Source organism: Flavobacterium pedocola (assembly GCF_053764385.1).
Genome location: NZ_JBSNCR010000002.1, coordinates 317,116 through 339,818 on the forward strand (window position 1 = coordinate 317,116; position 22,703 = coordinate 339,818).

Sequence of the window (22,703 nt, forward strand, 5' to 3'; positions counted from 1 at the left end):
AAAACTACGTGAAATGATTAGAGTGTGTTTAGCAGACAACCATCCTGTGGTGCATCATGGGGTGAAATCCTACTTCAAAGACAGTTTGACTGTAAATTTTGTAGGAGTGGTTAGTAATTTAGACGACCTGGACGAATTACTAAAAAAGAAAGCCGTGGATATCGTAGTCCTGGATCTTGAATTGGAAGGTTTAACCAGCATCAATCTGGTAAAATCGCTGATTCGCGAATATTCAGACAGCAAATTTGTGGTATTCACCAATCTGGGCGAGCAAATTTATGCTCCAAATGCCTTAAAAGCTGGTGTTTCAGCTTACGTTCATAAAAATTCCAAAATGGAAGATTTAGAGAGCGCTATCAAAAAAGTAAACGAAGGACATGTGGTTTTCAGCGAAGCCGTGAAGAAAAACCTGGCTTTACTGAACAAAGGAAAAAAATCAGACCGTTTGTACCGCAAACTTTCCTCCCGTGAAATCGAGGTATTACGCTACTTAAGCGACGGTAAGAAAAACAAGGAAATTGCCAAATTACTTACACTAAACGAAAAAACGATCAGTACCTACAAATTGCGATTACTGACCAAACTGCATGTAACCAATTTGGTAGATTTAGTAAACAAGGCAAAAGCTTTGGAAATCGTTTAACTATAGCGAGACATTACTCTACCTAATTTGGACGAAAACGAATTGATCAGCTTGTAGTATTCCATAGCCATTGACAGTGCTTCGGAATTATCTGCTTCAGGTTCGGCAGACAGACTGTTTTTAAGTTCGTTGATAATCTTATCCACTAAAAACCAGCGTAAAGTCAATATTGTTTCTGAAACGTATTGACTTACCGTTTGGTTTTTTTGTTTTACGATGATTTGTTGCGCTTCCCAATTGTGCAGCAGATCACGCTCTTCTTCCATTAAAATATGGGTTACTTCCTGTGCCAGTGTCGGCTCCAGACGCATTAAATACTGCTCCAGTTCAAAGGTTTCATGCTGATGGAAATAATTGATCAGGTCATTGTAAATCGCCCTGAACAACGGATTCGCCAATTCCACCTCATCTTCCTGCAAGCTCAGGTAAATACGTTGATAGACTTTATACGTATTCATTTCTTTCACCTCAACAGCTTCCCCTTCTTCGTTGGCTTTTAAAAGAACATCCTCAAATTCATCTTCCACCGTTCCGTAAAGCAAAAGGATTTCAATGATCTTACGCTCCAGTTCATAAAGCACATCAATTTTAGCGTTCTGCTGAAAATCCTCGGTTTTTACTACCTCAAATGCCTTCTGTTCGGGCTTTAGTTTTTTTCCGGCTTCCTGGATGTCTTTCTGAAGTAACTGCGCTAAAGTATTAAAAAGCACATCTTCGGAAATATCCATAATCCGAGAACATTCCTGGATATAGATTTCACGCTTGATTTTATCCGGAATTCTGGAAATACTGGCAACCATGTCCCGAATGAGTTCAGCCTTTTTGATCGGATCGTTTTTGGCTTCCTTCATCAGTAACGATGCCTTGAACTGGATAAAATCCATGGCGTTTTCACTCAGGTAGCTCACCAATTCATCATAAGGGGTTTTCTTGGCAAAACTGTCCGGATCTTCGCCATCGGGAAAGGTACAGACTTTCACATTCATCCCTTCCTCCAGAATCAGGTCGATTCCACGGATGGACGCGCGCAAACCGGCCGCATCGCCGTCAAAAAGCACGGTAATGTTTCGGGTAAGGCGGTTCACCAGACGAATCTGGTCCGGGGTTAAAGCGGTCCCTGAAGAAGCCACGACATTTTCTATCCCGGCCTGATACAACTGAATCACATCGGTATACCCTTCCACCAAAAAACAGTTATCAAGTTTTGCGATGGCTTGTTTGGCATGATAAATTCCGTAGAGAACTTTACTTTTATGATAGATGTCACTTTCCGGTGAATTGACGTATTTGGCTGCTTTTTTGTCATTGGTAAGAATACGGCCTCCAAACCCTAAAACACGCCCCGACATACTTTGAATCGGAAACATCACACGGCCTTTGAAACGATCGAATTGCTTGTCGTCTTTAACAATCGTTAGTCCGGTTTTGTCCAAATATTCCAGCTTATAACCTTTACCAAGCGCTTCCATGGTTAAGGCATCCCAGGTTTCCGGCGAATAACCTAAACCGAATTTCTCAATCGTATCCTTGGTAAAACCACGCTCTTTGAAATAAGAATACCCAATCGCTTTTCCTTCATCGGTATTCAGCAAGGTCGAATGGAAATATTTTTGGGCAAATTCAGACACCAGATACATACTTTCCTTCTCGCTGGCTTCGGCTCTGGCCTCATCACTTTGCACATCTTCTTCAATTTCGATGTTGTATTTTTTGGCCAGATAACGAATGGCTTCCGGATACGAAAAATGCTCGTGCTCCATTAAGAACGTCACGGCGTTTCCTCCTTTTCCGGAACTGAAGTCTTTCCAGATTTGTTTCACAGGCGACACCATAAAAGAAGGCGACTTTTCGTTGGAAAACGGGCTCAAGCCTTTCAAATTGCTTCCCGCTCGCTTCAACTGGACAAAATCACCAATTACCTCCTCAACTCGGGCGGTTTCAAATACGGTTTCTATGGTGCTTTGTGATATCATTTTCAGTGGCAAAGTTCCAAAGATACAAAGTTCCAAAGTTTAAACAGAATTTCTGAAATTTTTCATTACTCAAATAACCAAATAAACCAACTAGTTAAACCTTTCAACGCTTAATACAAAAAAAGGCGCCTCTTTCGAAACACCTTCTAAAAAAGTATAAAAACTATCCCAAATTAATTCATATCGAAACGGATGCCCAGGGAAACATTGTGCTGATCCACCGGATTGTCTTTAAACAAAGGATTCAAATCGTATTTAAGATACAAACTGGTTTCTTTCCACCCCACATAAGTACTCAATCCGTAATTCCAGTCGTTTACATTCCAATCCCCTTTTTGGCGTTCTTTGATTTTATAACCTTCTACATTATAAACCAGAAACTGTTTTGAATTGGTATTATAGCCTACAAACCCTCCCACACCAAAACGGAAACCTGAATGCGATTTATACTGTGTTACCCCGTCCTTAATGGTTTTTTTAGAAAAATCAAATTCTAAATGCACCGGAATTGCAAAATATACATTTTTAAAATAACTCCCTTTTTTTCGTAAATAGATCGGATAAGTCTCCAAAACCGTCTCTTCTCCGTTATCAACAAAATAGCGGTTATCCGTAGGCTTAATCGTATTGTACATGAATGAAAAACCGTATTTAAAATGTAAAGGGCTGCCAAATTTTCCCAAACGTGTTCTTCGCGTTATTCCCCATTCGAAAAAAGACGATCTCCCATAACCGAAATCTGAATTTGCCACGGCTCCGTTTGTTACCAGGTTATTAAATCCTCCGGCCAACACAAATTGGGTGGTGGTTCTTCGCTCCATACCAGGTTCTTTTTCCGAGCTAAGAAATCTGATAGCAAAATGTCTTTTCTTGGTTTTAGTCGTATCCGAAATCCCACCATCCACTTTCTCCATAACCAGTTCGTTTAGTTTTGCCTGCTCCATGGCAACCCGGTCTTCAATTTTCTTAGCCTGAGCAGTCGCCGCTTCCATTTTCATCTTATCAGCCTCTTCCTGCGTTACGTTTCCGGATTCAAGTTGTCTATTGATTGTTTCTACGCGCTCTTTTAAGATTTGCTTCTCTTCATTGGTGATTCTCTCAATGTTCTGAGCAATAACTTTAGCTCTACTTTCAAAGGTTTCCTGAGCGGTCAGTTTGTTCACAAAAAGACATAACGATACCGCTACATAAAAAATAATTTTCTGCATGATTTAAAAATTTAACTGTTCGATTATTGATTGTTACTCGTAATTCCTGTTGGCCACGGCCGTTTTGACCGTTTTGAAATTCTTTTTGATTTTATCTAAAGTGGTTTCCCTGAATTCCTCATTCAGTTCGCCTTCCACCGATGACAATAACGAATTGGCGTTTACTTTTACTTTAGGCTTTTCTTTCGGCGCTTCATTTACCGCCAGCATTTTTTCCGGTTCCGGCGTTGTCTTTTGAACCTCATTTGTTTTAGGTTCCGTACTTGCAACGGCTTCTTTTTTAAATTGCTGTTGCGGTAATACTGATGACTTAGCGGTAGTATTGTCCTGTTTTACAACTTTTACTGAACCATTTTGACGACTTTCCGCAATTGCTTCGTTTTGGGCTCCTTCTTCAAAAACAGCAGGCGCAACGATATTTGAATCTTCGGAAGTATTTTCTGTTTTAGTCGCGGTATCCGTATTTACCACCGCGTCGTTTACATTTGGTGACACTGTTGTGTTTGCCTTTTCCTGCTGAAACAAAAACGAACCTACTGCAAAAAAAACTGCCACACCTGCCGCCACATAAAGCCAGGTCAAACTGCGCTTTGGCTTACTTTCTTCGGCTACCGAAAGCATCGCATCCAAGCGATCCCACGCTGCGCCTGAAGGTTGTATCTCCCTTTCATTCAGCTTCTTTCTAAACGCTTCCTCCATTCTATTCGGTTCCATACACATAGTTTTTTTGTTTGTTAATTTGCTCCTGAAGCATTTTTCGGGCGTGTGACAATTGTGATTTCGAGGTCCCTTCGCTGATGCCCAACATCTCGGCAATTTCCTGATGCTTATAGCCTTCAATCGCATAAAGGTTGAACACCATTCGATAGCCGTCCGGAAGACTATCGATCAACAGCTGAATATCTTCCACCGAAAAATGGCTTTCAATATTGTTGAAGCGTTCTTCGAAAAACGTTTCGTCTTCGGCAAACCGCACCTGCTTCTGCACCCGTAAAAAAGAAATGCACTCGTTTACCATAATCCTGCGGATCCATCCTTCAAAACTGCCTTTGTGCTCGAAATTTTTCAGATTTCCGAAAACTTTCATAAAGGCCGTAATCATGATATCTTCCGCCTGATGAATGTCTTTTATATACTGTCGGCAAACACTTAACATCTTTGGCGCGAACTGAGAATAGAGCTGATGTTGTGCGTGTCGATTATTTTCGACAGCCAAACGGATCGTTTCTTTTTCGTCCTGATGTAAGTGAATTACTTTCATTCCTTTTTTTAAGTTCTGAAGTCCAAAAACAGTATTACTAACCGACTTCTATTAGCATAGACGATTGAAGTGGTAAAATAGTTGCATGGGGGTAAAAAAAAATATTAATTACGAATTGCAAATTACGAATTACGAAACTCAATTCATTATCCTAATACTGAAAACTGTGACTGACCCGAGTGTAACGAATTGACGTAGTAAAACTATTTTTTTCGTTCAATCACGTAATTCACCATCAAAATAAGGGATTCTTTATAGGGCGAATCAGGGAAATCCTGTATCAGCTGAAGGGCTTGTTGCTGGAATTGCACCATTTTCTGTTCGGCGTAGCCCAATCCGTTTTTGTCTTTTACGAACTGGATCACTTCGCGAACACGTTTTTTGTCTTTGTTGTGGTTTTTAACCGAGTTGATCACCCAATTTTTTTCTTTGGACGTACAATTGTTCAACGCATAAATCAGCGGCAAGGTCATTTTCTGTTCCTTGATGTCGATGCCGGTTGGTTTTCCGATGGCGTCGTCGGTATAATCGAATAAATCGTCTTTGATCTGAAAGGCCATCCCGATCAGCTCCCCGAATTTACGCATTCTCTCTACGACTTCCGTATCTTCCGGTTTAACGGCGCAGGCTCCTAAGGAACAGCATGCGGCAATCAGGGTTGCGGTTTTCTGACGGATGATTTCGTAATACACGTCTTCGGTAATATCCAAGCGGCGGGCTTTTTCAATCTGAAGCAATTCGCCTTCACTCATCTCGCGAACGGCAACAGAAATAATCTTCAGCAGGTCGAAATCGTTATTATCTATGGAAAGCAACAAACCTTTGGAAAGCAGAAAATCCCCGACCAAAACGGCAATTTTGTTTTTCCACAAAGCGTTGATGGAGAAAAAACCGCGGCGTTTGTTGCTGTCGTCCACCACATCGTCGTGAACCAAGGTTGCGGTATGGATCAATTCGATTACTGCCGCTCCGCGATAGGTTCGCTCGTTTACCGTTCCGCCGGACACCATTTTGGCCGTTAAGAAAACAAACATCGGACGCATCTGTTTCCCCTTGCGGTTTACGATATAATGGGTAATCCGGTTTAAAAGCGCCACTTTAGAAGACATCGAATCGCGGAACTTTGTTTCGAAAAGTTCCATTTCATCCAATATAGGCTGCTTTATTTGCTCTACGATTTTCATCTGCCCAAATATAGCTAATTCTTTGCAGAAAAACAGCTACACTTAAGCTTCTTTGTTAGCCAGCTGACCACAGGCGGCATCGATATCTTTTCCGCGGCTGCGACGCACTTTTACTACGATGTCGTTTCGTTCCAGGGCAATAATATAATCTTCGATGGCTTTTTGAGAAGCCTGTTGGAAGTGACCGTCGTCAATCGGGTTGTATTCGATTAAATTGACTTTACACGGAACGTATTTGCAGAATTTCACCAAGGCGTCAATTGATTTTTTATCGTCATTGATGCCTTTCCAGACCACGTATTCGTAAGTCACTTTGCTTTTGGTCTTCTTGTACCAATATTCCAGTGCTTCACGCAATTCGGTCAACGGGAAACTTTTGGTGAACGGCATGATGTCGTTTCGGATTTCTTCAATCGCGGAATGCAGGGATACCGCCAGTTTGAATTTCACCTCATCATCGGCCATCTTTTTAATCATCTTGGAAACTCCAGATGTGGAAACCGTGATACGTTTCGGCGACATGCCCAATCCTTCCGGTGAAGTGATTTTTTCTATCGCTTTCATCACGTTGGGATAATTCATCAGCGGTTCGCCCATGCCCATGAAAACGATATTCGACAACGGTCTGTCGTAATACAAACGGCTTTCACTGTCAATGGCGGCCACCTGATCGTAAATCTCATCCGGATTCAGGTTACGCATCCGTTTCAGCCTTGCCGTAGCGCAAAAATTACAATCAAGACTACAGCCCACCTGACTGGAAACACAAGCAGTGGTTCTTGTTTCAGTAGGAATTAAAACGGATTCCACGATTAAATCGTCATGCAAACGAACGGCGTTTTTTACGGTACCGTCGGAACTGCGCTGCATCGTATCTACTTTAATATGGTTGATTACGAAATTCGCTTCCAGCATTTCACGCGTGTGTTTGGAAATATTGGTCATGTCCTCAAACTTATGCGCGCGTTTGTGCCACAACCATTCGTACACCTGATTGCCCCGGAAGGCTTTATCGCCGTTGGCCACAAAAAAATCACGTAACTGGTCTTTGGTTAATGCGCGTATGTCTTTCTTTTCCGTTTGCATGGCGCAAAGTTACTTACAATTTGTGAATTTGATTGTAGGGTTATTTGTAATTTTGTAAAAAACAGAACTATGCACTTTATATCCGAAGCTTTAGAAGACTACGTAGCCCTGCATACCGAAAACGAACCGGAATTGCTGGCACGCCTAAATAAGGAAACCCATCAGAAAATATTACAACCCAGAATGCTGAGCGGGCACTTTCAGGGACGGTTTTTAAGTTTGATGTCGAAACTGACGCGTCCGACTGCTATCCTCGAAATCGGAACCTATACCGGCTATGCGGCTTTATGCCTAGCGGAAGGACTAACCGAAAACGGAACCCTGGACACCATCGACAACAACGAAGAACTGTTCGATTTCCAACGGAAGTATTTTGACGAATCGGCTTGGGGCAACCAGATTCACCAGCATTTGGGGAACGCTTTGGAAATTATTCCGAACTTAAATAAAAAGTTCGACTTGGTTTTCATTGATGCGGACAAGGAAAACTATATCAATTACTTCAACATGATTGTGCCGATGATGAACAAAGGCGGCCTGATTTTATCCGATAACGTCCTATGGAGCGGCAAAGTACTGGAAGAAGTAAAAGCCAACGACAAAAGCACCAAAGTATTATTGGAATACAACGAAATCCTGAAAAACGATCCGAGAGTGGAAACGGTTTTGCTACCTATTCGCGACGGTTTGACCATGAGCCGCGTTTTATAAGATTACAGTAATCAGTTGGCAGAAGGCAGTCTATAAATAGTCGCAAAAAGGCCCAAAAAATATTAGCCACAGATTCACAAATTATTTTTTCATTTGTGCATTCGTGGCTAATTTATAATATAGTATTTGATTTATAAGCTTTCCGGAAAATACTTCCTTCTGAAAATGTCGTAAAGTTTTAAAAACCCGAAACCAGCAATAACCCCAAACAAATAGCCCGACAGGATATCACTTGGAAAATGCAAGCCTAAATAAATTCGGCTGTAAGCAAAAATCAGCGGGAAAAGGAACAGTAAAAAGGCGTAACGGTAATATTTCCTCAATATAAAAAACACAAACACCGTCGAGGCCATGGAATTCATTGCGTGTCCTGAAAAATAACTGTAGGTATCACTAGATTTTACAATTCGGATGATGTCTTTTATTTCCAGATCGTTGCAGGGACGTAAGCGCTGTACTGCGTTTTTGACAAGGTTAGTAACCTGATCCGTAAAAGCAATCATAAGAGCAATGGAAACCGCAATCAAGAGCAGATGCTTCCAACCCAATTTCTTATACAACAGATAAAAAACAAAAAGAAATAACGGTGTCCAGTGCAGTTGTTTGGTAATAAGCAACCACAGACCATCAAAGGGTTCCGAACCCAATCCGTTCAGAAAGACAAAAAGCTGTTTGTCGAGTTGAATGATTTTATCCACAATTACATCTGGCGTTTAATCGGGCCGGTCATATCGTCGATATCTTCTTTGGCCTTATCGATCTCCTTATTGATATCCGCTGTGAAATCAATCTGGTTCATCGGATTCAGGTCTTTCAGTTCGTTGATTTCGGCGCTTTTCTGGATTTCGCTTTTAATATCGTTGGTGGCATTTTTAAGTTGTGCCATCCCTTTCCCTAAAGTACGCGCGATATCCGGAATCTTTTCCGATCCGAACAACATCAAGGCTATCATTATTATCAGGAAAATCTCTCCCCCTCCTATTCCAAACATAATCGTAGTGTTACAAATTGTAGCAGGGCAAAGTTACAAAGTTTTCATTTGCCATGTGTTATGAAAAACCAAAAAGACCGCCTGAAAAGACGGTCTTTTGTATTTTATTTGTTTTGGCTCAGTTCGTCGAATTTCGATTTTACTTCTTCTTTCGGCCAAACATTGTTGGTTACATCGATATCCGCGGTTTCCAATTTAGGATCCAATTGGATTTTCTTTACCGCTTTATCCGTAGCGAAAACACGTTTTGCAGTATCATTTCCTTTTCTCCAGATTTGTACCGGGAAATGGTGATTTTCTTTTGTTCCGTCTTCAAACTGTAATTCAACAATGACCGGCATCATCATACCGCCTAATTTGTCGAATTCCACTTCGTAAAAATATTTCGGGGTCTTCAGGCCTTTTTTCTCTTCCGGAGAAAGTTTTGCCATATAGTCACTCAAAAGTTTTACATCTTTAATCTCAAGCGCTTTTTTCAGTTCCGGTTTGAAATCCTCTGAGGCTTCCGAAACCATGTACACCATTGGCTGGGCGTCGCTTATTTTTCTGCCTCTTCTGTTAAACTGCTCGGTTACCTGCTTGGTCGGGTTTTCAGAAACAAAATACTGTTTCACTTCTTTAATTCCCATGTCTACATAATCTGTTGAATAGAACCAGCCTCTCCAGAACCAATCCAAATCTACAGCCGAAGCATCTTCCATCGTTCTGAAAAAGTCTTCCGGGGTTGGGTGTTTGAATTTCCAACGCTGCGCATACGTACGGAAAGCGTGGTCGAACAACTCGTGTCCCATAATGGTTTCACGTAAAATATTCAATCCGGTAGCCGGTTTTGAATAGCCGTTGGCTCCAAAATTGTAGATCGTTTCCGAATTGGACATAATCGGCTCCAGGTATTTCTGGTCGCCACTCATATAAGGTACAATTTTAGCGGCTGGGCCACGGTTTGCCGGGAAGTTTTTGTCCCAGCTCTGTTCGGTAAGGTATTCTAAAAAGGTATTCAGTCCTTCATCCATCCAGGTCCATTGACGCTCATCGGAATTAACGATCATCGGGAAGAAATTGTGGCCTACCTCGTGGATAATCACACCCATCATCCCGTATTTCACACGGTCACTTATATAACCATTTTCATCCGGACGACCGTAGTTCCAGCAAATCATCGGATACTCCATTCCCTGATCTTCTGCAGAAATGGAAATGGCTTTCGGATAAGGATAATCAAATGTATATTTTGAATACGATTTTAAAGTATGTGCCACAACACGGGTTGAATTATCACCCCATAACGGGTTGGCTTCCGGCGGATAACAAGATATCGCCATTACGGTTTTACCGTTTTCCAATTTAACGGCCATCGCATCATAAATGAATTTTCTTGAGGTCGAAAATGCAAAATCACGAACATTGTCAGCCTTAAATTTCCAGGTTTTCTTTTTAGTCGAAAAACCTTTGGCAGCTGCTTCAGCTTCGCTCTGAGTTACAATCACAACTGGCTTATCATAGGTTTTCTCCGCTAATTCATAACGTTTTACCTGCTCGGCCGAATAAACATCTTTTCTGTTTTGCAACACTCCGGTTCCTTCCAAAACGTGATCGGCAGGCGTAGTGATACTCACTTCAAAATTCCCAAACGGCAACGCAAACTCTCCGGAACCCCAGAACTGCATGTTTTGCCAGCCTTCCACATCATTATAAACCGCCATTCTCGGATAGAACTGGGCAATTACATATAAGTTGTTGCCGTCTTTATCGAAATGTTCATATCCTGAACGACCTCCGTCGACCATATAATTGTTGATGTTGTACCACCATTTGATGGAAAAAGAAACTTTCTCGCCTTTCTTCAAAGGTGTGTCCAAATCTATACGCATCATGGTTTGATTGATGACATACTTCATCGGATTGCCTTTGGTATCTGTCACAGACTCAATATTGAAACCTCCGTCGAAGTCTTCTTCCATGAATTTTTTGGCAAAACCACCCGGAGACATCGCACCATCCATTCTTTCGTTCTGAACCAAATTGGACTGCCCTCCTCTTTTCTTCTGGTTCTGATCCAACTGCACCCATAAATAAGTCAGGGTTTCAGGCGAATTGTTATGGTAGGTTACCGTTTCTTTACCGTACAGTTTAGTGTTTTTATCGTCCAGTTCCACATCGATTTTATAATCCGCCTGTTGCTGGTAATATGCCGGCCCCGGTGCTCCGGAAGCGGTACGATAAGAATTGGGCGTTGCCATTTCGTGGTACATCTGACTGAACTTATTAGTGTCATAATGTCCATTCTCACGTTTTTTTTCAGTCGGCTTGGTTTCCTGAGCTAATGCCATAAACGGTACTGCCAGAACCATTAACGAAAAAACTGAGGTTGCTTTTTTCATAATATATCGTTGTCGTTTTTATTTGTCTAAAATTCAATATTCCCTTCCGGCTCACTATCGGTAAGCAAAAGAGTTTTCTTACTGCCATTTATATTGGCATGCATTATATTTTGCTGATCCGGAAACATTTCGGTCAAAACGGAATTGTAAACTGACAGGGTTTTTATTTTTTCCGAAACAGGAGCTGTAAGATAGCAAATCAGCACGTTATCTTCAACCTCTTTTTCTAAAAATTTGAAGGTTTTTTGTGACGAATTTATCTTAATTTGGAGTTTCTCGTTCAGGTAGCTTTTCAGCAAGTTGTCGGTTTCTGTAATTTCCTTCGGTGTTGCCAGATAAATACGCTTTTTGTATTTCTTTTCAAGCACTTTTTCAAGATCGTCGATAAAGATCCGAGCTGTGATCTGGAGCTCTTTTTTCTTAGGCACATAATTCACCTGGTAGACGCCCACGTAAAATTTATGCAATGTAAAAGAACAAAGCACAACCAACAAAAAGAAAGGCACAAAACGCTGAAAAAAGGGCTTCATGCGCCAAATGTAATAAAAGAAACTATTTATCGATTTTTTTTAAGATATTCTTCACTTTTTTTTAGCAGAAAATCAATGAGTTCGAATTCTTTTTTAGGATTCAACAACCCTCTGTTTTCCAGTGGTGTTTCATCGCAAAAAGCCAAAAAAAGATCGACTTCTTCAGGTTTAAGTTTTAAGGTTCCGGTGAAAAACGAAGGCGTAAATTTTTCTTTTACAGCTTCCGAAAATATTTTTTCAGTAACGTACTCTATCCGCTTCTCTTTAGGCTTGGGCTTAAAAATTATTTTATACAGACTTTGTCCCAATTTAGCAAAATCAATCCCGTTGAAGTTATTCCCGGGAGTTCCCATAGCCTGTCTCAAAGCAGTATTCACAGGATCGATTTTAATATCAACAGCGGAAAAATCAATAGCTTTAAGATTCAGATCGATTGTTTTTACTTTTATTTTTTTGGTATCCGTTTCAAGATTTCCGGTTAAGGTATAAGGCCTGACGATCAGTTCGTCCAACTCGTTGATTCTTACCTCCAGGCGGATTTTCAAATCTTCATCGACCAAATGGGAATGGCTTACAATCAGAACCGACGATTTAAAAGCCACTCCACTGAAAACCAGCGTGTCTTTTTCTTTCGCATAAAGACTGAAGTTTCCCTGCTTATCGGTCACCGTCATTTTTTCGGAAGTCGAATTGCGCACGGTAATATTTTCAACCTGAAGCGAATCGGAAACTACTTTCCCCCGCAAAAGGGAACGGTTAACATCCTGAGCTTTCCCCGAGAAAGAAATCAGCAGCAGAAGCAAAACAAAAATACTATTTCGCATCTTTCAGCATAGCATTATAAACCAAGGCCAGTTCTCCCAAATGGAAAAGGGTCAGCGTTTTGTTTTTAGCCTTCACGGCATCCATTACTTTCGGTTGTTCCGCGGCATAGACCACAAAACCATCAATATATTCTTCGGGAATATGCAGTTCACTGATTAAATACTCGGCCTGAAACATATTACCTAATTTCGCCTGGACCACCTGATGTTTTTCCACCTGGATTTCTTTTTTGATCATGGCCGTTCTTCCGTTTATGGCATTAAGGATGGCGTCCACAGAAACGAAGCCCGAACCGGTAGTAGCGGTATAATACCTTCTTTCTGCCGGGGTAAGTTTTTTCACCTTATATGGAACAATGCCAAGGCTCACGGCGTCCAGATTGCTTTTTTCCACTACCACTTCTTTTAATTCGGTCACTTTTAATTTCATCCGAACCACGAAAGGCAGGTAGTCAAAATCTTCTTTCTCCAGAATTATTTCTTTGGAATTGAGCTGCACCGAAGTAAACAATAACGTATCGCCCGCCTTTGCAGTAATTACAAAAGTGCCGTCCGCCTGGGCAGTCACTTCTTTTCGTGACGAAAGGTTTCGAATATTGACACCACCCAACTCCTTGGTTTCCGCCACGACTTTACCCCGCAATACTTTGCCGGACTGTCCGAAACAGAGTGTAGTTAAAAAAAAGAGTATAAAAAGTAATTTTTGTTTCATGCCTGTATGTAAAGTCGATGTAAAAATATCTGATTATTCTCACAATTATTTGCCAACAACTTTGTAATTTTTTGTTAAATCGAAAAACGAAAATCATGTACCTTTGGAGCAAATTTCCGGATTATGAAAAAAGTAATTATTGCCAGCACCTCTACTTTACACGGTGGAAGTTACCTGGATTATTTATTGCCTACCCTTAAAAATCACTTTGAAAAGGTAAAGACACTGCTTTTCATCCCTTTTGCCCGTCCCAGCGGAATTTCGCACGACGAATACACCCGTAAAGTTAGTGAAGCTTTTGCACTAATAGGTATTGCGGTTAAAGGAATCCACGAATTCGAAAACCCTATTAAGGCCCTTGAAACAGCGGAAGGTATTTTTACCGGTGGCGGAAATACATTCTTACTGGTAACCCAATTGTACAAAACCGGTATCATCGAAACCCTTGAAAAAGTGGTTAAAACCGGAACCCCATACTTGGGCACATCGGCGGGAAGCAACATTTGCGGCCTGACTATGGGAACAACCAACGACATGCCTATCGTGTATCCGCCAAGTTTCAACACCTTAGGTTTGGTGCCGTTTAATCTTAATCCGCATTATCTGGATCCGATAGAAGGTTCGACACACATGGGTGAAACCCGCGAAACCCGCATCAACGAGTTCCATCAGTTTAATTCGCAGCCGGTTTTAGGATTACGCGAAGGCAGCTGGCTGGAGGTAACCGGACAAAGAATACTCTTAAAAGGCGAATTGAGCGCACGTTTATTCCAACAAGGACAAACCCCTGTTGAACTGGAAACCGGTTCCGATTTGTCCGACTTACACTAAACATACCTTTTCATAACCCACAGGCCGTAAATTAGTAAGAAAATTTTCTTAAATTTGTAGAAAGCAGTGGGTTATGGAAATGAGAATCGAAGCCGTTCAGATTGCCGAAGCCATCAACATTAAAAAGTTTCGTGCCGAATTCCGTGCTGAAGCCTTCTCCGGCTCCACATCCGAAGTTTTTTATGCGTTAGCCGAAAGCAACCGGTATTTGTACCTGTTCGATTATGGCGTTGTGGTTTTTGCCAATTTCGATGCCGTGGCCAAAAGCGAATTCCTCAATTTCGTTAAAAATTACGCCGGCATTCCCGTGAATCTGGATCTTTCGGAAGAATATCTAATCCGCGCAGATTCGACTTATAATAAATACCTGGTCCGCAACGATTATGTAACTGCCCCTAAAATCGATGCCGATATTTTACGGACCGTAATGCTCAACATAGGCCAGTCCGTGGCCCTGGAATATTACGAGATGCTGACCGATGACCTGATCACCTCTTCTAAATTATACATCCTTGAATTGGAACGCCGAGGAAAACTAAGCATTTCCAAAACCGATTTGCTCAAATACATTGGAAAAGTTTTAAATGTAAAAAACAGTATTGTCGATAATTTATACATCCTGGACGACCCTAACCTGGTCTGGGACAACGAAGAGCTTAACCTTTTGAACAAAAACCTGAAAGCCAATTTCGACATCAACCCACGTTTCAGGGACTTGGATTACCGCTTACAGATTGTGGAAGACAATCTAACGCTCTTTACCGATGTATTGAACGTTAGGGAAAGCGCCAGACTGGAATGGATTATTATTATACTGATAGCATTTGAGATTGCTCTTACCTTATTTTCACATAAATAAGAATACCCAGAAAAGGCCTAAAATAAAAAAACCACACTTTTCAGTGTGGTTTTCGCCCTTTTGGAGCGGAAGACGAGGGTCGAACTCGCGACATTCAGCTTGGAAGGCTGACGCTCTACCAACTGAGCTACTTCCGCATTTTGATGCTTTTTAAAACTTCATCGGGTTTTTCCAAGAGCGGAAGACGAGGGTCGAACTCGCGACATTCAGCTTGGAAGGCTGACGCTCTACCAACTGAGCTACTTCCGCATTTACTTTTACAAAACCTTACCGTAATCGGCGTACAATGATTTCGTAATTGTGGGTGCAAATATAGAAAAATATTTTTGTTACAAACAAATTTTAAAAGAAAAAATATTGAACTTTTTAAAGCAACTTTATCATAAATTTAGCATCTATAAGAATAATTAATTTAGTATTAATCCGTTACGAATTTGTCAACCGCTTTAAAAAAACACGTGTTATGATTTTTATCCATCAAATAGAAGCAGAAGAAACATTTTCAGTACGACAGCCGGTACTGCGCCCGGGAAAACCCATGGAAAGCTGTCAGTTTGATGGGGACGACCTTGGCACCACGGCGCATTTCGGATTATACGAACACGACGATCTAATTGGCGTAGTATCAATCTTCAAAGTGAACCATCCTTACTTTTCCAAAAAGGAACAGTATCAAATTCGCGGCATGGCAGTTTTACAGGAATTCCAAAGAAAAGGCATCGGAGAACAATTAGTAAAAAAAGCTGAGCACCATATAAAAGAACAAAAAGGAGAACTTATCTGGTTCAACGCCAGGGAAAAAGCTGTTCCGTTTTATGAAAAATTAGACTACAAAATCAAAGGAGAGCCTTTTGACATCAATGAAATCGGCACGCATTTTGTGATGCATAAAAGCATCTAAATGTTAAAATCCATTCACGTCGGTTGCATTTTTTGTAACTTACATAGTGTTAAAAACAACTTAATCATGTCTTACAAATACCTCTTTTTTCTTCTATCCGTAGTTTTCATCAGTTGCAAGAAAGAGCCTGCGTTGGCCAACAACAAAGAACAGGACACCATTAAAGTAATCCCGATTGTCTCGCCAAAATCCATCGACATCGACACGGTTTTACTCCGGGGCAAATCCGAAAGAATCAAAGAATTTTACCGGAACAATTTATTCAAAACAGTCTGGACGGAAAACGATGACCGGAAGCAGTTGATCGCGCTTATTAAAGAAACGGAAGCGGAAGGCCTAAATCCGGATGATTACAGCATCTCCGAAATTGAGAAAAAAGAAAAAGCGCGAGAAAAGCTTGCCAGCAAAGACATCGTACTGACCGATATTCTTTTAACCGAATCTTTTCAACGGCTGGCCAATCACCTGTACAACGGAAAAGTGACGCCAACCCAACTTTACAAGGACTGGGACCTGTACGAGAAAAACCTGAAAGCCATCGACCTGCTTCAGGAAGCCATTCGAAACCACACTGTTGAAAAAACCCTGGACACTTTAAAACCCAATCATCTGGTATACCACCTGCTCAAAAAAAGTCTGGTGAAGATCAATGAAATGCCGAACGACGATATCGCTACTGTTTACATCACTGAAAAAATAAAGCCGAACGATACCACGGACATTATTAAAACCGTAAAAAACAGACTAGCCTACTGGGGCGATTACCGAAAACCGGACACCCTTACCACCATTTATGACGAAAAAACCGTTAAAGCCGTAAAACGTTTTCAGGCGCGACACGGTTTATTAGCTGATGGTGTTATTGGCCCAGGCACGGCCGCCGCTTTGAATTATTCTAAAAACCAACGCAAACAACAGATCATTGCCAACCTGGAACGCTGGCGCTGGTTCCCGAGACACTTGGGAGACGATTATGTGATCGTAAACATACCGGAATTCAAACTTCACGCCGTAAAAGGTAAAGACACCATGCGTGTACACAAAGTCGTGGTGGGAAGAGACAAAAGAAAGACACCGATATTGTCTTCTAAATTCAGTAATCTGGTCATCAACCCGACCTGGACGGTTCCGCCAACAATCATCAAAGAAGATTTAGGTCCGACCGCCGCTAAAAACAGAGGTTATTTTGCTGCAACCGGCATCACCATTTACAACACCAAAGGCCAGGAAGTGGATCCGTACAGCTGGAACGCTGCCAAACCTAACAATTACCGATACGTACAAAAACCGGGGTACAACAACTCCCTTGGCCTAGTAAAATTCAATTTCCCGAACGGACATTTGGTTTACCTTCACGACACTAATCACCGTGATTTTTTCGGGCTTAGCGGACGTGCCTTAAGTTCCGGCTGTGTACGAGTGGAAAATCCGCTGGAGCTGGCGTATTACCTTCTGGAGACCGATGAGAATATCATGAACCAGAAAAGAGTCGAGAAAATAATCGAAAGCAACAAAACTTCGGGCATCCCCATAAAAAAACCCATCTTTATTCACTTGCTGTACTGGACCGCTTTTATGAATGAAGATGGATTTCAGTTCCGAAACGATATTTACAATCTCGATTCGGAATTATACAATCAGTTACGAAATTAATTTCGACTGTGCTTCATATGTTCTTGAAGGATGGTAAATAAACAAACACGATTTGTTTTTTACCAGCTCAATGATTTCTTTGTGGATAGCGTAAGGAATTGCCGGACAACCCTGGCTTCTTCCTAATCTGCCCTGTTCTCTGATTACGCTTTCTGACGCATAATCCGCACCATGCATTACTACCGCTCTGTTTCTTGCATTATGATTGATCCCATACTCCAATCCGTCCAATTTCAATGACAAACCGTGTTTCCCGTTATAGGTTTCACCGGTTGCATAAAAACCTAAACTGCTTTTATTGGAATTGTTTTCATTGGAAAAAGAAGATGCGAATTCCATACCGCTGTTTCTTCCGTGTGACACAACGGATTGCAACAACACAGAATTGGTCGCCATATCAATCACCCAAAGTCTTTTTTGGGTAGACGAAAGACTGAAGTCGATAATGGTCAAAATTTCCTTTTGAATAACTCCTTGCTCTTTCAACTGAAAGTAACCTTCTACCGCTTTTGAAAAACATTCCATATTGGGCATCTGGAAGGATTTCACATCAAGCGAACTGTACAAATTTTTCACTTTAGCCTCTAACGAAACTTTCGCATTAGCTGCCGTAAGTTTTGGGTCATTGCCTTTTTTTACATCGATGGGTTTGAACGATACAAGCAAAGCAAAAAGAACTGGCAAAATTTTGTAAATCATTGATAATCTTTTAATTAAGTTGGTGTTAGGTTGTAGCAAATATTAAATAAAAAACAATACCATCCAAATTTTTTTTGCATTTTATCGGTAAATTTTAACATTTCGTCGATGTTTTTATTTGTAAATAGACGTTAAACATTTCTTAAATCTCAACAATCACGGCATATTTCAGTACATTTGACATATCAATCATCAATTTAAAAAAATGCGCAATTTTTTTTTATTCACAATCACACTAATCAGCTCTTTTTCAGGTTTTTGTCAAACGGTCGAAAATGAAGAGAAAAACAAACCTAAAGAGAAAAAGACGGTTTACGCCTTCAAAAAAAACAACACGATTTCGATAGACGGCAAACTGTCTGAAGCAGAATGGAATTCCGCACAAACCGCTTCCGATTTCATCATGTTCACCCCTGACAATGGTAAACCACTGGAAAACGAAAAGAGAACTGAAGTCAAGGTGCTTTATGACAATGAAGGCATTTATATAGGTGCGGTCCTTTACGACGATCCTTCTAAAATTTTAAAAGAAATCACCGAACGGGATAATTTTGGAACTTCCGATTTTTTTGGGGTTTTCGTGAACGGTTATAATGACGGACAGCAGGATTTCAGGTTTTTTGTTAGTGCGGCCGGTACGCAAATGGACGCGCTTGCCACGGAAAAAAACGAAGACTTTTCGTGGGACGGTATCTGGAACAGCAGTGTATCCCTGACCGATTACGGCTGGGTAGTGGAAATGAAAATCCCTTATGCCGCTTTGCGTTTCTCCGAAAAAGAAAAACAGGTTTGGGGCATTAATTTTTTCCGCGAAATCCGTCGGGACCGACAGAAATTCACCTGGAACTATATCGACAACAAAATCGGGACGGTTATCCAACAGGCCGGAATACTGGAAGGCATTGAAAACATCGAAACACCAACCCGTTTGTTTTTCATACCTTATTCTTCCTATTATCTGAACACGAACAAAAACGGTTCCGAAGACAAATTCAAAGCCGGAATGGACATCAAATACGGCATCAACGATTCGTTTACACTCGACGCCATCCTGGTTCCGGATTTTGGGCAGACAACCTTCGACAATGTTGTGCTGAATCTTGGCCCGTTCAAACAGCAGTTTAATGAAAACCGACCTTTTTTCACCGAAGGCACCGACCTGTTCAACAAAGGTGGCCTTTTCTATTCCAGAAGAATAGGGGGCGAACCCAACACCGATCTTGAATTGGAAGATGACGAAACAGTACTGGATTACCCAGCCAGCATCAATCTTCTTAATGCAATGAAAGTATCTGGAAGAACCTCCAAAGGATTAGGAATCGGGGTCTTAAATGCCATTACTGAAAAAACAAATGTTACCATCGAGAAACAAAAAACCATAGTAAATCCAGACCCGAACATCCCTCCTATTACCGAATACGAATACTCAAGCAAAACAGTAGAACCACTGGCCAATTACAACATTCTGGTCCTGGACCAGCGTTTCCGTAAAAATTCTTCGGTTAGTCTTGTAAATACCAATGTAATACGCAACGGCGAATTTCGGGATGCGAATGTTTCCGCTTTACTTTTCGATTTAAACACAAAAGCCAATACCTATAAACTTTCCGGTGATGCTAAATTCAGTCATGTAAACGACATTCATACCGTTAGAAACGGTTTTGCCACTTTTCTGAATTTCTCCAAAACAAGTGGAAAATACAGGTATTCGGTAAACAGCAAATACGTTTCCGACAAATACGACATTAATGACATGGGGATCAATTTCATCACCAATTACCATAACATTTATGCGTCTGTCAATTATCAGATCTTAAACCCGACGAAAATTTTCAACAGTTTCAATATCAGCGCCAATTCTTACGCAGAATTCAACAATGCTACCGGCAGAGCGCAGGCAGCCAACTTTAACGTCATTGTAAATTCAACAAGCAAAAAAAACCACTACTTCGGCGGCGGCATGGAAGCAAGCCCTTTTGAAACCTACGATTTCTACCAGCCGAGAAAAAAAGGCAGTTTTGTATACAACCCACGGTATATCAGTAGCTGGTTTGATATTTCAACCAATTACAACAACCCTTTTGCCCTTGATACCGGAATGTGGTACGACCGCTACGATCAGGGAATACGCCATAACATAGGATTTTATTTCGGCCCGCGCTACCGTTTTAGCGACCGCTTAATGCTGATCTACAACTTTAAGCACGACAGGCAGAATTCCGAAAAAGGATGGGTTGATGAAGACGCTTCGACAGGTGCTATTATTTTTGCCAACCGGGACCGAAACACCATTGAGAATTCGATCACGGGAAAATATTCGCTAAGCCACAAAATGACCTTCAATTTAAAAGTACGCTATTATTGGTCCTACACCGAAAGTCTGGAGTTCATGAATTTAACCGATGACGGCCATTATGAAGCCAACACCACTTACAACCAGAACCAGGACAACAATTTCAAAATCTGGAATTTCGACCTCTCCTACTCCTGGTGGTTTGCCCCGGGTAGCCAGATTTCGGTATTGTACCGCAACAATGCCACCCATTTTGAAAGACGGGTGAACAAAAACATCATCGACAACCTGAATCATACGGTTAGCGACAATCTTAACAATACTTTTTCGATCAGTCTGCGTTATTTTATCGACTACAACCAGATGAAGGGATGGAGTAAAAAAGTCTAAAGGGATTTTCAGCTACGTTGGGGTTTCGTTATCTTTGTTTCAAATTTCAACACAATGAACAAGAAAGTAATACTGATGATTCTGGACGGCTGGGGAAAATCGCCCGACCCGAAAGTTTCTGCCATAGATAATGCCAACACGCCTTTTATTGACCGTTTATATACCCAATACCCGAACGCTTCCCTCAGAACGGACGGTTTAAACGTAGGCTTACCGGAAGGCCAAATGGGGAATTCCGAAGTGGGCCACATGAACTTAGGAGCCGGGCGCATTGTCTATCAGGATCTGGCCAAAATCAATCTGGCGGTACAGCACAAAACCCTGAACCAGGAAAAAGTATTGCATGACGCTTTTGCTTACGCCCAGCAAAACAACAAAAATGTTCACTTTTTAGGCTTGGTTTCCGATGGTGGCGTGCATTCCCATACCTCACATTTAAGAGGTTTGCTGGATGCGGCTAATGATTTCAGACTGAAAAACGTTTTCGTACACGCCTTTACCGACGGACGTGACGTAGACCCGAAATCCGGAGCAAAATACATTGAAGATTTAAACAATTACCTGAAGCATTCGTCGGCTAAATTGGCCTCGATCGTGGGACGTTATTTCGCCATGGACCGTGACAAACGATGGGAACGTGTAAAAAAGGCCTATGATTTGATTGTAAACGGTATCGGCACGCATTCCATCAATCCGGTGATGAGCATACTGGCGAGTTATCACAATCACGTGACCGATGAATTTATCGAACCTATTTTAATGGTCGATGAACACAACAAGCCGATTGCTACCATCAAGGAAGACGATGTGGTAATTTTCTTCAACTTCAGAACCGACCGAGGAAGACAACTTACCGAAGCCTTATCGCAACAGGACTTCCACGAACAGAACATGCACAAAATGCCGTTGTATTATGTCACGATGACCAATTACGACGACACTTTCGAAAACGTTCATGTGATTTACGACAAAGACAACATCACCGAAACCCTGGGCGAAGTACTGGAACGCAACGGAAAGAAACAAATCAGGATTGCCGAAACCGAAAAATACCCGCACGTAACGTTTTTCTTCTCCGGTGGTCGCGAAGAACCTTTTAACGGGGAAAGCCGAATTTTATGTCCGTCACCCAAAGTCGCCACTTATGATTTACAGCCCGAAATGAGCGCTTATGAACTGAAAGATGCTTTGATTCCCGAACTGAAAAAAGGCGAAGTGGATTTTGTCTGCCTGAATTTCGCCAACGGTGACATGGTCGGGCATACCGGTGTAATGGAAGCCGCGATTAAAGCCTGCGAAGCTGTAGATACTTGTGCGAAAGAAGTGATTGAAACCGCACTGGAAAACGGGTATACCACCATCGTTATTGCCGATCACGGAAATTGCGAAACCATGATCAATCCCGACGGGTCTCCCAATACGGCACACACGACCAACCCCGTACCAATTATTTTAGTTGACAAAGAATTAAAACATATTAACGATGGCGTCCTGGGCGACATCGCACCAACAATTTTAGCGTTAATGGGTGTTGAAAAACCCGAATCAATGACAAGACATTCTTTACTGTAAT

Annotated in this window: 21 protein-coding genes and 2 tRNA genes; 8 read left to right on the forward strand and 15 right to left on the reverse strand. The window is 41.5% G+C overall.

Translation table 11 applies throughout. The annotated features are described in order from the left end of the window. Window positions 1–13 precede the first annotated feature (13 nt). Window positions 14–643: a LuxR C-terminal-related transcriptional regulator gene (locus tag ACWPKD_RS05455; RefSeq protein ID WP_455411665.1), complete on the forward strand. Its 630-nt coding sequence runs from the start codon at window positions 14–16 to the stop codon at window positions 641–643. Here ACWPKD_RS05455 and dnaG read toward each other — a convergent pair. From dnaG to rlmN, 6 genes are all read right to left on the reverse strand, one after another. Continuing rightward, window positions 640–2,616, reverse strand: a complete 1,977-nt coding sequence (gene dnaG, locus ACWPKD_RS05460; protein WP_455411666.1) for a DNA primase — start codon at window positions 2,614–2,616, stop codon at window positions 640–642. The two genes, ACWPKD_RS05455 and dnaG, sit on opposite strands and share 4 nt — an antisense overlap. A gap of 173 nt (window positions 2,617–2,789) precedes the next feature. Beyond that, complete coding sequence (locus tag ACWPKD_RS05465) at window positions 2,790–3,824, reverse strand: hypothetical protein (RefSeq protein WP_455411667.1); 1,035 nt, start codon at window positions 3,822–3,824, stop codon at window positions 2,790–2,792. A gap of 33 nt (window positions 3,825–3,857) precedes the next feature. Continuing rightward, window positions 3,858–4,538 (reverse strand): hypothetical protein, encoded by a 681-nt coding sequence (locus ACWPKD_RS05470; protein WP_455411668.1) that lies wholly within the window; start codon window positions 4,536–4,538, stop codon window positions 3,858–3,860. Then, entirely contained in the window at window positions 4,525–5,085 is a 561-nt protein-coding gene (locus tag ACWPKD_RS05475; RefSeq protein ID WP_455411669.1) for an RNA polymerase sigma factor, read from the reverse strand. The genes ACWPKD_RS05470 and ACWPKD_RS05475 overlap by 14 nt, the downstream gene beginning before the upstream one ends. A 203-nt stretch (window positions 5,086–5,288) precedes the next feature. Next, window positions 5,289–6,269 carry a polyprenyl synthetase family protein gene (locus ACWPKD_RS05480; RefSeq protein ID WP_455411670.1) on the reverse strand — a complete coding sequence of 327 codons (981 nt, stop codon included), beginning with the start codon at window positions 6,267–6,269 and terminating at the stop codon, window positions 5,289–5,291. A gap of 42 nt (window positions 6,270–6,311) precedes the next feature. Next, the gene (rlmN, locus tag ACWPKD_RS05485) at window positions 6,312–7,355 is read right to left on the reverse strand and encodes a 23S rRNA (adenine(2503)-C(2))-methyltransferase RlmN (RefSeq protein ID WP_455411671.1); all 1,044 of its coding nucleotides are present in this window, start codon (window positions 7,353–7,355) and stop codon (window positions 6,312–6,314) included. A 69-nt stretch (window positions 7,356–7,424) separates the two neighbouring features. On the opposite strand from rlmN, the gene ACWPKD_RS05490 reads away from it, so the two are divergent. Continuing rightward, entirely contained in the window at window positions 7,425–8,066 is a 642-nt protein-coding gene (locus ACWPKD_RS05490) for an O-methyltransferase (RefSeq protein ID WP_455411672.1), read from the forward strand. A 131-nt stretch (window positions 8,067–8,197) separates the two neighbouring features. Here the strand turns inward: ACWPKD_RS05490 and ACWPKD_RS05495 are convergent, their stop codons facing one another. From ACWPKD_RS05495 to ACWPKD_RS05520, 6 genes are all read right to left on the reverse strand, one after another. Then, on the reverse strand, window positions 8,198–8,767 hold the full coding sequence (locus ACWPKD_RS05495) for a phosphatase PAP2 family protein (protein WP_455411958.1): 570 nt from the start codon (window positions 8,765–8,767) through the stop codon (window positions 8,198–8,200). Beyond that, complete coding sequence (locus ACWPKD_RS05500; protein ID WP_455411673.1) at window positions 8,767–9,057, reverse strand: twin-arginine translocase TatA/TatE family subunit; 291 nt, start codon at window positions 9,055–9,057, stop codon at window positions 8,767–8,769. Before ACWPKD_RS05500 ends, ACWPKD_RS05495 begins: the two co-directional genes overlap by 1 nt. Window positions 9,058–9,161: 104 nt before the next feature. Beyond that, a complete protein-coding gene (locus ACWPKD_RS05505; protein ID WP_455411674.1) occupies window positions 9,162–11,438 on the reverse strand; it encodes a M1 family metallopeptidase in 2,277 nt (758 codons plus the stop codon). A gap of 26 nt (window positions 11,439–11,464) precedes the next feature. Next, window positions 11,465–11,968, reverse strand: a complete 504-nt coding sequence (locus ACWPKD_RS05510) for a DUF6702 family protein (RefSeq protein ID WP_455411675.1) — start codon at window positions 11,966–11,968, stop codon at window positions 11,465–11,467. 26 nt (window positions 11,969–11,994) lie between these two features. Continuing rightward, window positions 11,995–12,792: a carboxypeptidase-like regulatory domain-containing protein gene (locus tag ACWPKD_RS05515; RefSeq protein WP_455411676.1), complete on the reverse strand. Its 798-nt coding sequence runs from the start codon at window positions 12,790–12,792 to the stop codon at window positions 11,995–11,997. After that, window positions 12,782–13,504 (reverse strand): hypothetical protein, encoded by a 723-nt coding sequence (locus ACWPKD_RS05520; RefSeq protein WP_455411677.1) that lies wholly within the window; start codon window positions 13,502–13,504, stop codon window positions 12,782–12,784. The genes ACWPKD_RS05515 and ACWPKD_RS05520 overlap by 11 nt, the downstream gene beginning before the upstream one ends. 123 nt (window positions 13,505–13,627) lie before the next feature. Here ACWPKD_RS05520 and pepE point away from each other — a divergent pair, with 123 nt between their 5' ends. Together pepE and ACWPKD_RS05530 are read left to right on the forward strand one after the other, a co-directional pair. Further along, entirely contained in the window at window positions 13,628–14,335 is a 708-nt protein-coding gene (pepE, locus tag ACWPKD_RS05525; protein WP_455411678.1) for a dipeptidase PepE, read from the forward strand. A gap of 73 nt (window positions 14,336–14,408) precedes the next feature. Beyond that, complete coding sequence (locus ACWPKD_RS05530; protein ID WP_455411679.1) at window positions 14,409–15,194, forward strand: RMD1 family protein; 786 nt, start codon at window positions 14,409–14,411, stop codon at window positions 15,192–15,194. A 61-nt stretch (window positions 15,195–15,255) separates the two neighbouring features. On the opposite strand, the gene ACWPKD_RS05535 is transcribed toward ACWPKD_RS05530, so the two are convergent. Together ACWPKD_RS05535 and ACWPKD_RS05540 are read right to left on the reverse strand one after the other, a co-directional pair. Beyond that, a tRNA-Gly gene (locus ACWPKD_RS05535) sits at window positions 15,256–15,331 on the reverse strand. A 39-nt stretch (window positions 15,332–15,370) separates the two neighbouring features. Then, window positions 15,371–15,443, reverse strand: a tRNA-Gly gene (locus ACWPKD_RS05540). 214 nt (window positions 15,444–15,657) lie between these two features. Between ACWPKD_RS05540 and ACWPKD_RS05545 the strand changes: the two genes are divergently transcribed. Next, entirely contained in the window at window positions 15,658–16,095 is a 438-nt protein-coding gene (locus ACWPKD_RS05545) for a GNAT family N-acetyltransferase (protein WP_455411680.1), read from the forward strand. Window positions 16,096–16,161: 66 nt separating this feature from the next. Then, on the forward strand, window positions 16,162–17,748 hold the full coding sequence (locus ACWPKD_RS05550; protein ID WP_455411681.1) for a L,D-transpeptidase family protein: 1,587 nt from the start codon (window positions 16,162–16,164) through the stop codon (window positions 17,746–17,748). Here ACWPKD_RS05550 and ACWPKD_RS05555 read toward each other — a convergent pair. Further along, window positions 17,737–18,447: a murein L,D-transpeptidase catalytic domain family protein gene (locus ACWPKD_RS05555; protein ID WP_455411682.1), complete on the reverse strand. Its 711-nt coding sequence runs from the start codon at window positions 18,445–18,447 to the stop codon at window positions 17,737–17,739. The two genes, ACWPKD_RS05550 and ACWPKD_RS05555, sit on opposite strands and share 12 nt — an antisense overlap. 205 nt (window positions 18,448–18,652) lie before the next feature. Here ACWPKD_RS05555 and ACWPKD_RS05560 point away from each other — a divergent pair, with 205 nt between their 5' ends. After that, window positions 18,653–21,130, forward strand: coding sequence for a DUF5916 domain-containing protein (locus ACWPKD_RS05560; RefSeq protein ID WP_455411683.1), 2,478 nt, complete (start codon window positions 18,653–18,655; stop codon window positions 21,128–21,130). 54 nt (window positions 21,131–21,184) lie between these two features. Continuing rightward, a complete protein-coding gene (gene gpmI, locus ACWPKD_RS05565) occupies window positions 21,185–22,702 on the forward strand; it encodes a 2,3-bisphosphoglycerate-independent phosphoglycerate mutase (RefSeq protein ID WP_455411684.1) in 1,518 nt (505 codons plus the stop codon). Window position 22,703 lies beyond the last annotated feature (1 nt).

Bases quoted from the DNA above. Each gene is read 5' to 3' on its own strand.
- ACWPKD_RS05455 (WP_455411665.1), top strand. From the start codon at position 14: ATGATTAGAGTGTGTTTAGCAGACAACCATCCTGTGGTGCATCATGGG.
- dnaG (WP_455411666.1), bottom strand. From the start codon at position 2,616: ATGATATCACAAAGCACCATAGAAACCGTATTTGAAACCGCCCGAGTT.
- ACWPKD_RS05465 (WP_455411667.1), bottom strand. From the start codon at position 3,824: ATGCAGAAAATTATTTTTTATGTAGCGGTATCGTTATGTCTTTTTGTG.
- ACWPKD_RS05470 (WP_455411668.1), bottom strand. From the start codon at position 4,538: ATGGAACCGAATAGAATGGAGGAAGCGTTTAGAAAGAAGCTGAATGAA.
- ACWPKD_RS05475 (WP_455411669.1), bottom strand. From the start codon at position 5,085: ATGAAAGTAATTCACTTACATCAGGACGAAAAAGAAACGATCCGTTTG.
- ACWPKD_RS05480 (WP_455411670.1), bottom strand. From the start codon at position 6,269: ATGAAAATCGTAGAGCAAATAAAGCAGCCTATATTGGATGAAATGGAA.
- rlmN (WP_455411671.1), bottom strand. From the start codon at position 7,355: ATGCAAACGGAAAAGAAAGACATACGCGCATTAACCAAAGACCAGTTA.
- ACWPKD_RS05490 (WP_455411672.1), top strand. From the start codon at position 7,425: ATGCACTTTATATCCGAAGCTTTAGAAGACTACGTAGCCCTGCATACC.
- ACWPKD_RS05500 (WP_455411673.1), bottom strand. From the start codon at position 9,057: ATGTTTGGAATAGGAGGGGGAGAGATTTTCCTGATAATAATGATAGCC.
- ACWPKD_RS05505 (WP_455411674.1), bottom strand. From the start codon at position 11,438: ATGAAAAAAGCAACCTCAGTTTTTTCGTTAATGGTTCTGGCAGTACCG.
- ACWPKD_RS05510 (WP_455411675.1), bottom strand. From the start codon at position 11,968: ATGAAGCCCTTTTTTCAGCGTTTTGTGCCTTTCTTTTTGTTGGTTGTG.
- ACWPKD_RS05515 (WP_455411676.1), bottom strand. From the start codon at position 12,792: ATGCGAAATAGTATTTTTGTTTTGCTTCTGCTGCTGATTTCTTTCTCG.
- ACWPKD_RS05520 (WP_455411677.1), bottom strand. From the start codon at position 13,504: ATGAAACAAAAATTACTTTTTATACTCTTTTTTTTAACTACACTCTGT.
- pepE (WP_455411678.1), top strand. From the start codon at position 13,628: ATGAAAAAAGTAATTATTGCCAGCACCTCTACTTTACACGGTGGAAGT.
- ACWPKD_RS05530 (WP_455411679.1), top strand. From the start codon at position 14,409: ATGGAAATGAGAATCGAAGCCGTTCAGATTGCCGAAGCCATCAACATT.
- ACWPKD_RS05545 (WP_455411680.1), top strand. From the start codon at position 15,658: ATGATTTTTATCCATCAAATAGAAGCAGAAGAAACATTTTCAGTACGA.
- ACWPKD_RS05550 (WP_455411681.1), top strand. From the start codon at position 16,162: ATGTCTTACAAATACCTCTTTTTTCTTCTATCCGTAGTTTTCATCAGT.
- ACWPKD_RS05555 (WP_455411682.1), bottom strand. From the start codon at position 18,447: ATGATTTACAAAATTTTGCCAGTTCTTTTTGCTTTGCTTGTATCGTTC.
- ACWPKD_RS05560 (WP_455411683.1), top strand. From the start codon at position 18,653: ATGCGCAATTTTTTTTTATTCACAATCACACTAATCAGCTCTTTTTCA.
- gpmI (WP_455411684.1), top strand. From the start codon at position 21,185: ATGAACAAGAAAGTAATACTGATGATTCTGGACGGCTGGGGAAAATCG.